Here is an 11,554-nt window from a genome sequence, read left to right on the forward strand (position 1 = left end):
TCGCTTTATTGCGGAAAGGCTCTTTTTTATAAAAATAAAAACTGCGAATAAGAGAATAAGTACGTTTTATGCTGTTGTTCATGTATAACCGATTATTATGGTTGCGCAATGGAGACAAAAAGAAATTCTCCATATAAATTGGTGGAATAAGATGGTAATCTTATAAAAGAAGGAGTTGGAATCTCTATGGTTAAGAACAAAAAGTACTTAATACTTTCTATCATCTTTTTCTTTATTTCGATTGCACTGAATTTTCCATTCCCTCACGAATATCCTATTGGACAGGAAAAATCCATAGCTTTTAGATTTCCAATCACTACCATGGATGGAGTCAGTTATCTTGGAGTCACTGGCCTCGTATTGTTTATCATCAGTTTGTTTTTCCTCGTAAAATCGCTAGATCAATACCATGTGCGTATGGTTTTAATCGGAATGTTACTTGTCATTTTCCTGCCGATAGAGATGGTGAATGCCTACCAGAACACATTTGCCACAGGAATTTACGCAATCGAATATGACCGAGAGAGCAGCATCTGCGTGTTCGAGACGAAAAATGAAAAAACACTTACAGCCTACTGCCAGCTTCCATTTGAAAATCACAGCAATAAACCCGTCCGATTCAATATTGAGTTTTATGAAAAGTACTTGTTCGAAGATGACATGCCCATGCTTTCTTTATTGAATGAAGGAGGACCATATGAAGTCATTCTCCATGGAAAACAAAGAGAAACAGTCACCATTGAAGCTGAAATCGAGCTATCCCGGATAGGAGTCGATGCCATAAGCGGGGAATCAAGTAGGATTAATTTGAAGATTGTTGATGGAGAGAAGGTTAGGAAGCTATAAGAAGATAAGTGTTTTAAACTATACATTAATAAACTGTAAAAATTCGTTTCGAGATTCGTTAAGCACGCTTCTTTTTGCTTGATAAATTTCAATATGTGAGTAATCATCTATCTCCTAAACGAATAAGCTTTTAATTATTTCTAATTTTGAATAATCTCGAAGTTAGCTATTTGGCCGAAATAAAAATTAAATGGCTAGAGGAGGAAATCATATCAAAATAACAGTGAAATCAATAGTAGGTGGGTTGGTTTCAGGCATAGCACTCGGACTATTTCTGAAATTGATTCAATTCCTTACGAACCTAAAGGTATATACCTTATTGCTAAATGTAGATTACGTGCCAATCCTTAAAAACATACAATTACCGGAAATCATTGAATTCGGTTTGCATTTGGTCATTTCGATCATGCTTGCTTTTATTCTGAATTTGTACATAAAAAGGAAGAGACTTAGGAAAGAAGCCATTCATCGATTTGTATTGAGGGTAAGTTTAATCGTTGGTTTGCTGCTATATCCAACGACACTTCTTTCGGAACGGACACCATCAATTACCGATGCATATGCCTTTGTAATGTGGATGGCTGGGCACTGGATTTATGGAATCATATTAGCAAGAATTTTATCACATAAGGAAGGAGAGAGGGTTTGAAAAAGGAAATTGTTTTATCAGTCGAAATTTTAATTTCCTTTTATATGGAGTAGCCAAATGGAACGATTATCGTGAAAGGAATTTAACGGATTTGCTAGATTCAGCCCACATCGAAAAGGTTTATTTTAAGCATCTGCCGATGAAGGATGATATGGGGAATGATAATCGTCAAATAACAGATGAAGCTTCACTTCAAGAACTTATGAATTTCTTAAGTCAATATAAAGTGAAAAAAGTCGGCGGTCGCGATTTTGTCTCAGAATATCCCGATGAGCGATTTCAGTTTCAATTGGAGTATCGAGACCATAGCGTCACAATGCCTTCCTTAATTGAAAGGCATATTCTTTTACACGAAATGTCTCAGTATGAAACCACCAATGGACCTGTGGATCATGAATGGCTGATGGAGTTTTTAGAAGAAGTGGGAGAAGAAGCATAAAAAATGGTTGAGTATTCATTTATTTGAAACTTTTACTACAACTTAAACGTATTTCTTTCAAAACCTTATCTAACGGAGGTACCTCATGAAAAAGATGCTTATTGTATTCACAATGACTATGATCGCTTTTTTAACTGGCTGCAGTGAGGAAGAGCAGCAGTTAAAAGGATTGGTCTCGGATAAAGAAGGTATTTATGGATTATACGTTGTAGGGGATGAAGAAGTTGATGGATCAAAGCTAGCTAGTGAAGGCATTGATCCATCAAAAATTCATGTGATATATCATCCAAAATCCTTGGAAGTAGCTCAAGATTCATTTTCGAGTGCCGAAATTGAGAAATCACCGGCGTATGTAGTGATCGATCATAAGGGAATTGCCTTTAAAACCTATGATTATGATGAAATGGTAGAGTACTTGAAATCAAGGATAGCATCAAAATAATATAGAGTGACTCAAAACTTATGATGAGAAGGAAATGGTACATTTAAAATCGAAAATCCCTTTTGATAGGATAAACTGACGAAAATAAATGCCAGGAGGTTACGCTCCTGGCATTTGCTTTATTTGTGTATTCTGATGGAAGGTGAACTTATTTTTGCCTGCCTTTTTGGAAGCATAAAGTGCTTCATCTGCATAACTGATGACAGTAAACGGATCAATATCATGCTCTGGCCATACTGCCCCCCCGATACTGCATCCAACCGTAAGCTGTTCATCTGCGAGATGATAGGGACGGTTTATACTATTAATCAGTTTGGCTGAAATATTCGCAAGAATAAATTCCACTGATTCTGACGGTGTATCGAGCACGACAAGGAACTCATCACCGCCGAGCCTGAAAATCTTGTCAGCCATACGCGTACTATCTTTCAATCTTTTTGCTACTTCCTGGAGCAGCAAATCCCCGGTATGATGTCCATGAGTATCATTGATTTTCTTAAAACCGTCTAGATCCAAGTACAAAAACGACAGGGATTGATCTGCCAATTTCGCTTTTTTCATAAATTGGTCCAATGCGACACGGTTGCCCAGGCCCGTTAAAAGATCCTGGTGGGCGAGGGTTTCCATCTTTCCCAAATTGGACTCTGTCCGGATCAAAGAGTCAACGAGATCCCTAAGAGAACCGGAAAGGAGTTCAAGGTCTTTTATTCCTTTTATATAAGGAATAACCGCCTGATTCCCCATTCTAAGACTATGGGCAGCTTTTGAAATTTTCCTTAAAGGACTGGTAATGAATCCGGCAAGAAGCCAGCCAATGACTGCGAAGATGACAGCTGTGATGGTGCCCAGTTTAATGATGTATGATTTCAACTGTTCAACAGGGGCAAATGCATGATCTGTGGGGATGCGGATAATTACTTTCCAGCCAAGGCCAGCATAATCATAATGTCCGTCCCCGACTGCAAATCCAGTCAGATACTCTTTTCCATCGGGCCATTTTTCCACGATCCAGTTATTCTCACCCTTGGCCGCTTTTTGAACACTTTCAACATCTAGTACTTTTCCAGTCATTCCTTCTGGCCCCAACAGGACCGTGCCGTCCAAACCGCTCACAACAAAAACTTCCGCTCCGCTTAATTCATCCTTTAAAGGCTGGACAATCGCATCCTTTACCTGTTTTGACCATTCCCAGCTTAAATGTGCCGCCAACACACCAGTGAAGTTTCCATTTTTATCAGTCAAAGGCTTACTGATATCGACGAATTGCAAAGGTTCTCCATTTGGATTGGGCAGCAGGTTGGCGAGGAGGACAGCATTATGGACATCGCCTATAAATGTTCCTTTTCTTCCTTCCTGATAAACAGGGCGTTTAGATATATCAGCGCCAACCAGGATTTTGTCTGACGCAGCAACCACTGTCCCGGATGAGTTCGTCATTCCAATCCATGAAAATACATGAATGCTAGATTTTAATTGTTCCAATAATATTTGAGCTGATTGGAGATCTTCCTGTGATTTGATATCATCGATTTGGCTCAGGACTTCAACCTCTCCGATTCGAGACCACATGAATGAATCGAGCTTATCAGCCATAAGATAGGCGGTAGTGGACAGGCTGTTGCCAATCTCTCTCTTAATCGTTTCAGCTGAATGTCTGCTGATCGTGATACTCAACAGCATGGTAAGCGCAATGATGATGACACCAAAAAATAGAGCCATATAGGCTCGAAGGTTGATTTTCATATAAAGTATTTCCTTTCGTGCACATGCTAAAAATCTCTACTTGGTTATTTCGACATTTTTTGTAGAATCTTTAGTAGAAATAATTTCTATTTTTAACATCGGTGTCTTTTTAGCATTGCTCCAATCCCAGCAAAAACCAAAGCAGCAAAAGTAAACTTAACAATTGAAATCTGTTCAATCATGGGAGTATGGGTCGAACGGTCTGATGAAAAAATGGACCACCAGATGGGTTCTGAATAAAGGATGGATGCTCCCAGCCAAAAGAGGTAGATTACAAGAATTGAAACGATATAAAACTTCACAAAATACACCTTCCTTACTGTTGGTCGCTTTCCCGAATGATTTCCATATAGAAACGGATGGCATTCAGGTAGTTATCAATGCTGATATGCTCATTTGTCCCATGCATCCGGCTCAAATCCTCAGATGTCAAATTTACGGGAAGGAATCTATAGGTATTTTCAGAAATACTGTCATAATGCTTTGCATCGGATCCTGCGAACATGAGATAGGGAGCAATGACCGCGTCTTCATAAACATTACGGGCGCCTTGCTGGATGGTTTTGAATTGCCAGCTGTCAACAGACGAAACACCCGAAGCTTCAGAGCCTTCAACCGTCACTTTTATTTGGTCGTCATCTATCGTTTCTACAAAATATTTTCTAACTTCGTCCAGTGAATCTCCTGGCATAAGACGCAGGTTTATAATCGCTTCAGCTTTTTCAGGAAGGGCATTATATTGTTCTCCAGCCTGAAAAATCGTTGGCGCAATCGTTGTCCGGATCAAGGCTGCCGATGCAGGCTGCTGCAAAAGGATTCTTTCGATTACAGGCTCAAAAATGAGCTTATTCGCAAATACGTATTTCATTCCAAAGCTCATTTCCGGGGCGACGAATTCAAATAAGTCTTCGCCAGGGCCCTGTAGGTCTGCAGGGAATTGGGTTTCTTCCAGCTTAGAAATAGCGCTTGCAATCCTGCCGATATTCGTCCGATTTTTAGGCTGGGAAGAATGGCCGCCACTGCCTTCAATCGTAAGTTCTGCTGTTGCTGAGCCTTTCTCGGAGATACCAACAACACCTACAGGTTTATCTACACCCGGAACCATGTTTTGGACGATTGCTCCGCCTTCATCCAAAACAAAGTCAAATTTGATTCCTCTTTCACTCAAGGTGCTGACAATCTTGCTGGCACCTTCATCTCCGCCAATTTCCTCATCGAATCCAAACATGAGGTACACGTCTCGCTCAGGCTGATACCCTTCCGCCAGCAAATGCTCGGCAGCTTCGAGAATGCCGATTACGCCAATTTTGTCATCCAGTGTACCACGCCCCCAGATCTTATTGTCGGTAATGGTACCGCTGAAAGGGGGATGCTCCCAGTTTTCCTCCGTTCCTTTTAGAACAGGAACCACATCATAATGGCTGGTCAAGCCGACAGGGGTCTTCTCTGGGTTATAACCCTTCCATGTAAAAATAAGTGCGTAGTCATTCACCTTTTCAAGTTCAAGATTTTGATAGACTTTTGGGAAACTCTTTTCCAAAAAAGAAAGGAAAGAGTCAAACTCGTCCATATTCATCTTGCTTCGGTCCTGATAGGAGATGGTCTGGAAGTGAATGGCCTTTGAGAGAGTTTCAATCGCGCTGTCTTCATTAAGGGATCCCGTGAAAGAATCAGGTTCAGGCTGACGGGATTTCAAGGTGAGGGTTGTGGACATGGTGATGGCCGCGAATAAAAGGAGCAGGACGCCGAAAATAGTCAGGGATAACTTCAGCTTTTTCATAGATAACTAGAACACCTCCAATATTTTCAAAAAAAGCCTCCGGTTACCCAGAGGCTGATGGTCATGCAATTTCAGGTGCATGAGGTTGTTTTTCCGGTTCTGGTACGAACGCAAGAATGATCATGCCGATGACAAAGAGGATGACCAGGCTGAAAACGCCCATGCTCGAATTTCCTGTAAGCTGTGCTGTCAGACCGACCATGAGCGGACCCATGATCGAAGCGAATTTTCCAAAGATATTATAGAAACCGAAGAATTCATTTGCGTTCGCTTTCGGGACCAATTTTGCAAAATAGGATCGGCTTAGTGCCTGGATGCCACCCTGTGAGGTCGCAACAAGCATGGCCAGGATCCAGAAATCAGTCGTTGTTTCGAGGAAGTAGGCATAAATACAGACGAAAATATAAACAATGATTCCAACATAAAGCATTTTTTTACCGGTAAAACGCTCGGATAATTTACCAAACAAAATCGCGAAGGGCCAGGCGACAACCTGCGTAGCGAAAAGGATGATTAATAGATTGGTAGAACTGATACCAAGGTCTGTACCATATGCTGTCGACATGGTGATGATTGTTCCGACACCATCAATGTAAAAGAAATAGGCGAGTAAGAATAAAAATAATGCCCTGTATTTTCGGATTTCCTTAAAGGTTTTTCCTAGACGCTTAAAACTTTGCAAAACGATTTTTGGTTCACGTTCAATATAATGCTTTTGATGGACATTTTTGAACATGGGAATCGAGAAAAGTCCCCACCAAAGGGCAGTGATGATGAATGCAGTCTGGCTTGCCAGTGTCATGGAAATCGGCAATACCTTGGTCTGTGCGAGAATGATGATTGCGATACTGATGATGAAGGGAATCGTACTTCCGATGTATCCCATCCCATAACCGCGCGCTGACACTCTATCCATGCGTTCGTCGGTTGTTACATCTACGATAAACGCATCATAAAATACATTTGACCCGGTTGAACCCAGTACGGCCAAGGTGTATATAACAAGCAGCATCAGCCAGTTTCCGCTTGGCACAAAAGCCAGTCCAGCGGTAAATACGAGTCCCAGAGTGAAGAAAATCGTGAAAAATCGTTTCTTCATTCCTTTGTAATCGGCTATGGTCCCCAAAATCGGTCCGATCAAGGCGAGAATGAAGGTGGCGATGGCAATCGTATACCCAAGATAAGCCGTCGAATTAGACAGGCTTACACCAGCTTCGGTAGCAGAAGCTTTGTAAAAGAGCGGAAAAACAGCCGTCGAGATGATGATCGAATAAGCTGAGCTGGCCCAGTCATAGCGAATCCAGCTGCTCTCTTCCTTCGTAAAACCTTTCATCATTTTGCCCCCAGTTTATATTTTTTTAATTATGCTACTAAACATTTCGCTTCTGAATATCGAATAACCTTCATTTCCAAATTTTAAATATCCAGTATTCCTTCAATAACACGGCCGTCCGTATCACCGAGGTCAAGACCCAGCAGGCGGGAGAAGGTAGGACCTTCGTCTACAAGATGCATGGAACGAACTGAGATACCAGGCCGAATTCCTTTTCCTGCTGCAAAGAAAACAGTGTGATATCCCTCTTTTTCAGGGGAATAGCCATGACAGGCAAGCGTATATTTTTTACTTTTGGCATCCTGCTCGCTGACTTCTGCAATGTAGTCACCATCGATGGCCTCGCTAAAATAGAATCCTTTAGCAGCTTCTAGCATCCTGAATGCCGTTCCATCTGCTCCCATCATGTTCGCTTCCTGGCCTGTGATGATTTTTTCGATCCCGTTTGACTGTTCTTGGAGCAGCTGAGCTAAAAGCTCTGTTACGATGTTTTTTGTTTCGATATCGTTCTCATCATTCACATAGACGTATGCAGATCCGTCACAGCCTTTGCAGTATGCTTTCCAATCAATTACTTTGCCTGCACCATTTACCTGGATTAATCCCCGTTCTTTAAATAATACGTTTAATTTCACAACTTTAGACTCATCAAGGGCACTGTGGTCACCTAGAAGGACGAAGGTTGTATTTTCAAATATACCGGCTTTCTTGGTGGCCTCAATGATTTTCCCCAATCTTTGATCATGACGATGCAAAGCGTCCACGGCTTCTTTAGATGCAAAACCGTGCATATGCCGCTGGGAATCCAGGTCGACAAAGTGGATCAGCATAAGCTCGGGCTTCTTCGTTTTAATTGTTTCAACAGTGGATGCCAGTACGAAATCATCAAGTTCTGGCTGGCTGAGTCCATTACGGATATGGCCAAATTTAGAATTCATCTCCAGCTGATACCCTGGACTTCCATTGAATAAGGAAACCGGAATCTGGTGATGCCAGGGCCTGTTTGCGAAAATTTCAGGCATATTGTAGTCAATGTCGGCTTTTGCGGTTACAGGCCAAAGCAAGGCAGCTGTCTTCATTCCTGCCTTTCTCGCCTCATCAAAGAGGGTTGTCCCTCTGATATGGCGGCGATGCCAGTACCAGTCTGGTGAAGTCCTTCCCGGCTGGATGAATGTATTGTTCACGATGCCATGACGATTAGGGAAATTTCCTGTCACAATCGTTGCATGGCATGGATAGGTCACAGAAGGATATATTGTCTCTACTTTTGTGCAATATGAACTTTTTTCAATGAATGCTTTGAAATTCGGCAGCTCCCTGAGCAATGGCACATCATGCTCAGAAAGGCAGTCAAATGAGATGACGATTAGATGGTCTGTCAGTTTAGTCATAGCGCCCTCCAAATGATGTTTATATTCTAAATATAGCAGAAGAATCTGGAAAAAATAATCAGCTTTTCTCCTTTTGAAGGAATTTATCCATCAAGAAAGAAATAAATAGGTATCTGGAATTTTGGAGGAGTACATAATGGACCTGATCGATAAAGCATTGCAGATAGCATCCATGGCACATGAAGGCCAGTATCGGAAAAATACAAAAATCCCGTATATTTCTCATCCTGTTGCAGTAGGTATGATCCTTTTAGGAGCGGGTTATAGGAAGGAAATGGTTGCAGCCGGGATTCTTCATGATACTGTGGAAGACACCGATTTAAGCTTGGAGGATATTGAGCGAGAATTTGGAAAGGATATTGCTTTCCTGGTAGAAGGATGTTCAGAACCTGATAAATCTCTGTCCTGGGAAGAACGAAAGCAGCATACGATCGATTTTTTGAAAAATGCTCCTGAAGAGATCCGTGTGGTCGCTTGTGCTGACAAGCTCCACAATGTCCGATCGATCCGTCTTGATGCCGAAAAATCCGGAGAACAGGTGTGGAACAGATTCCGACGAGGCAAGGAGCAGCAGGAATGGTATTACAGGAATGTGATTGATAGTCTGGGAGAAGCTTCGAATTTCCCTCTTTTGGAACAATTGAAGATTGAAGTAGAGCAACTGTTCCAATAGGAAGAGTACATAAAAGCTAATTTTTCACTAACTGAAGATGCCGGTTTAGATAAGGATGACATTTTAGGCAGAAAGCACCCTAACAGACAATAAAAGGGCACCAATCATTAGATTTGACGAGAAGCCATTTCAGTAATAGAAAGGGGACATTATATTGAAATCACCAATTTTTAATAAAGTAAACAATGTATTCGTCCATGTTAGCAATCTGAAGGAATCCTCGGAGTGGTACTACAATCTGCTGGGAATTCCATTTGACCCTGAGAAGGTGGAATCACCTGTACATAATATCCCCGTTGCTTCTGAAACAGGATTAACTCTGGATGACCACACCTTTGACCCAGGCTTTCAGTTAAAGCCTTCCGAGCATGTTTTGTTTAACTTGCTGGTGGATAACGTGGATAAAGCTTATGAATTTGTTGTTTCAAATGGAATTCCTGTTGTTAAAGAAATTGAGCGGATCGGCAATTTCGCGTATTTCAACTTCAAGGACCCGGACGGAAATGTTCTGATGATCTGTAATTGTTAAGAGAATAAGAATTTCCTATTCTGCTATTATTTACCGGGATTCACTTCATACAACCACGGGTAAAGATAGTTAATCCAATTAAGGAGTGAGAAAAATGACGAAACTGAAACTGTCAAAAGAAGAGCTATTGGAGCAAATCCAAAATAGTCATGGCAACATAAGTATTTCGTCCATCTCCTCAACTGAAGAAGGGGAAGAGCTAATCGCCCTGGCCAAACATCTGGAATTAGAAGGCAGGATTGTATTAATGGAATATTGTCTGGATAAAAAGCCACTTTCTGTATCCCTAAAAACAAAAAAACCGGATTAACGAATAGATTTCAAAGGCGGACTGCTGAAAAGGCAGTTCGTCTTTTTTTTGTTCCTGGGCCTAATTGAGGAAAAAGCGTTAGTAACCGCTTCCTTTTAAATTTTCTCAAAATTATGATTGACTGAATATTATATCTATATTATTATCGTCCTAATAGTTTTTTTCTTTCGTAAGACGAAGCGTTGAAGCGAAAAAGAAAATGGAGGGGAATTATCATGTCTCAATTATTAGCTTTGGTTATCGTAGTATTCATCTTATTAGTCGGCGATTTGGTTGCTGTCAGGACTAAGGCATGGATCCCATCCATGTTCGTATCAGCTGTCTTGTTCCTGATTGGATACTGGACATTTTTCCCGAAAGAGATTGTCGCTCTCGCTGGAGTACCTTCCGCAGTAGCGGTAATGATGATGTATTTATTAATCACAAATATGGGCACCTTGCTTTCGATCCGCGAGTTGAAGAATCAGTGGAAAACGATTGTGATCGCCCTGTCAGGTATTTTGGGAATTGTCGCAGTACTTTTGAGTGTAGGTACGCTGATCTTCGGATTCCAGACAATGGTTGTGGCCATACCACCATTGGTTGGCGGAGTGGTTTCCGCTTTGATCATGTCTGAAGGAGCGAAGGAAGCCGGCCTTGCGTCACTGTCTGTTTTTGCGATTGTCATTTACGTCATGCAAGGATTCGCTGGTTATCCATTGACTTCGCTCGTTTTGAAAAAAGAAGGCAAGCGCCTATTGAAGCTTTATCGTGAGGGAGGCCTTGCATCCGCGGAAGTGGCCGCAACTGCTGAAGTGGCACCTCCAGTAGAGCTGAAGCTTTTCAAAAGTATGCCAGAAAAATATAACACCGACTTTTTTAAGTTTTTCAGATTGTCTGTTGTTGCTTACCTAGCTTATCTAACATCCACACTTTTGGCACCGGTTGTCTCAGTAAGCCCATTCGTCCTGGCACTATTATTTGGCGTCATCGCAACAAGCGTGGGATTCTTGGAAAAGCAGGTTCTGCAAAAGGCAAACGGCTTTGGTATTGCAATCCTTGTATTGATGCTATTCATTTTCGATGGATTGAAACAGGCAACACCTGGGATGCTGCTTGAAATTCTGGTACCGCTGATTGGTGCGATCGTCCTTGGGGTTGCCGGAATGTATATCTTCTCATTTGTTGTAGGCAAGATTTTAAAAGTAAGCAAAGAGATGGCTTTTGCCGTATCCCTTACAGCACTTTACGGATTCCCGGCTGATTATATCATCACGAACGAAGTCATCAATTCACTGACAGAAGATGAAAAAGAAAGAGAAGCACTCACAAGTCATATGCTTCCACCAATGCTAGTTGGCGGTTTCGTGACCGTTACAATCGTATCTGTTGTACTTGCAGGCATCTTCGTCGGATTCTTGTAAGAATTAGGAGGTAATT

At 41.6% G+C, this 11,554-nt stretch carries 12 protein-coding genes; 8 read left to right on the top strand and 4 right to left on the bottom strand.

The genetic code is table 11. The features are described from left to right. The first annotated feature begins 186 nt into the window (after window positions 1-186). From J7E38_RS10300 to J7E38_RS10315, 4 genes are all read left to right on the top strand, one after another. Window positions 187-846: a hypothetical protein gene (locus J7E38_RS10300; RefSeq protein ID WP_214705664.1), complete on the top strand. Its 660-nt coding sequence runs from the start codon at window positions 187-189 to the stop codon at window positions 844-846. Between the two features lie 319 nt (window positions 847-1,165). Beyond that, window positions 1,166-1,495 (top strand): hypothetical protein, encoded by a 330-nt coding sequence (locus J7E38_RS10305; RefSeq protein ID WP_251030281.1) that lies wholly within the window; start codon window positions 1,166-1,168, stop codon window positions 1,493-1,495. Between the two features lie 91 nt (window positions 1,496-1,586). After that, complete coding sequence (locus J7E38_RS10310) at window positions 1,587-1,934, top strand: hypothetical protein (RefSeq protein ID WP_214705666.1); 348 nt, start codon at window positions 1,587-1,589, stop codon at window positions 1,932-1,934. Window positions 1,935-2,019: 85 nt separating this feature from the next. Further along, a complete protein-coding gene (locus J7E38_RS10315; protein WP_214705667.1) occupies window positions 2,020-2,376 on the top strand; it encodes a hypothetical protein in 357 nt (118 codons plus the stop codon). A 99-nt stretch (window positions 2,377-2,475) separates the two neighbouring features. Here J7E38_RS10315 and J7E38_RS10320 read toward each other — a convergent pair whose 3' ends face one another. From J7E38_RS10320 to J7E38_RS10335, 4 genes are all read right to left on the bottom strand, one after another. Continuing rightward, entirely contained in the window at window positions 2,476-4,119 is a 1,644-nt protein-coding gene (locus J7E38_RS10320) for a sensor domain-containing diguanylate cyclase (RefSeq protein WP_214705668.1), read from the bottom strand. 316 nt (window positions 4,120-4,435) lie between these two features. After that, window positions 4,436-5,899: a M20 family peptidase gene (locus J7E38_RS10325; protein WP_214705669.1), complete on the bottom strand. Its 1,464-nt coding sequence runs from the start codon at window positions 5,897-5,899 to the stop codon at window positions 4,436-4,438. Between the two features lie 61 nt (window positions 5,900-5,960). Beyond that, entirely contained in the window at window positions 5,961-7,235 is a 1,275-nt protein-coding gene (locus J7E38_RS10330; RefSeq protein ID WP_214705670.1) for an MFS transporter, read from the bottom strand. 80 nt (window positions 7,236-7,315) lie between these two features. Beyond that, a complete protein-coding gene (locus J7E38_RS10335; RefSeq protein WP_214705671.1) occupies window positions 7,316-8,623 on the bottom strand; it encodes an alkaline phosphatase family protein in 1,308 nt (435 codons plus the stop codon). 136 nt (window positions 8,624-8,759) lie between these two features. Here J7E38_RS10335 and J7E38_RS10340 point away from each other — a divergent pair, with 136 nt between their 5' ends. The 4 genes from J7E38_RS10340 to J7E38_RS10355 all read left to right on the top strand — a co-directional run bounded on the left by J7E38_RS10340 (window position 8,760) and on the right by J7E38_RS10355 (window position 11,538). Further along, window positions 8,760-9,296 carry an HD domain-containing protein gene (locus J7E38_RS10340; RefSeq protein ID WP_214705672.1) on the top strand — a complete coding sequence of 179 codons (537 nt, stop codon included), beginning with the start codon at window positions 8,760-8,762 and terminating at the stop codon, window positions 9,294-9,296. Between the two features lie 154 nt (window positions 9,297-9,450). Continuing rightward, complete coding sequence (locus J7E38_RS10345; protein ID WP_214705673.1) at window positions 9,451-9,825, top strand: VOC family protein; 375 nt, start codon at window positions 9,451-9,453, stop codon at window positions 9,823-9,825. Between the two features lie 94 nt (window positions 9,826-9,919). Continuing rightward, the gene (locus J7E38_RS10350) at window positions 9,920-10,135 is read left to right on the top strand and encodes a hypothetical protein (protein WP_214705674.1); all 216 of its coding nucleotides are present in this window, start codon (window positions 9,920-9,922) and stop codon (window positions 10,133-10,135) included. 215 nt (window positions 10,136-10,350) lie between these two features. After that, window positions 10,351-11,538 carry a hypothetical protein gene (locus J7E38_RS10355; RefSeq protein ID WP_214705675.1) on the top strand — a complete coding sequence of 396 codons (1,188 nt, stop codon included), beginning with the start codon at window positions 10,351-10,353 and terminating at the stop codon, window positions 11,536-11,538. The last annotated feature ends 16 nt before the right edge of the window (window positions 11,539-11,554 follow it).

This window comes from Bacillus sp. ISL-35 (genome assembly GCF_018613355.1).
Lineage (GTDB): Bacteria > Bacillota > Bacilli > Bacillales > Cytobacillaceae > Mesobacillus.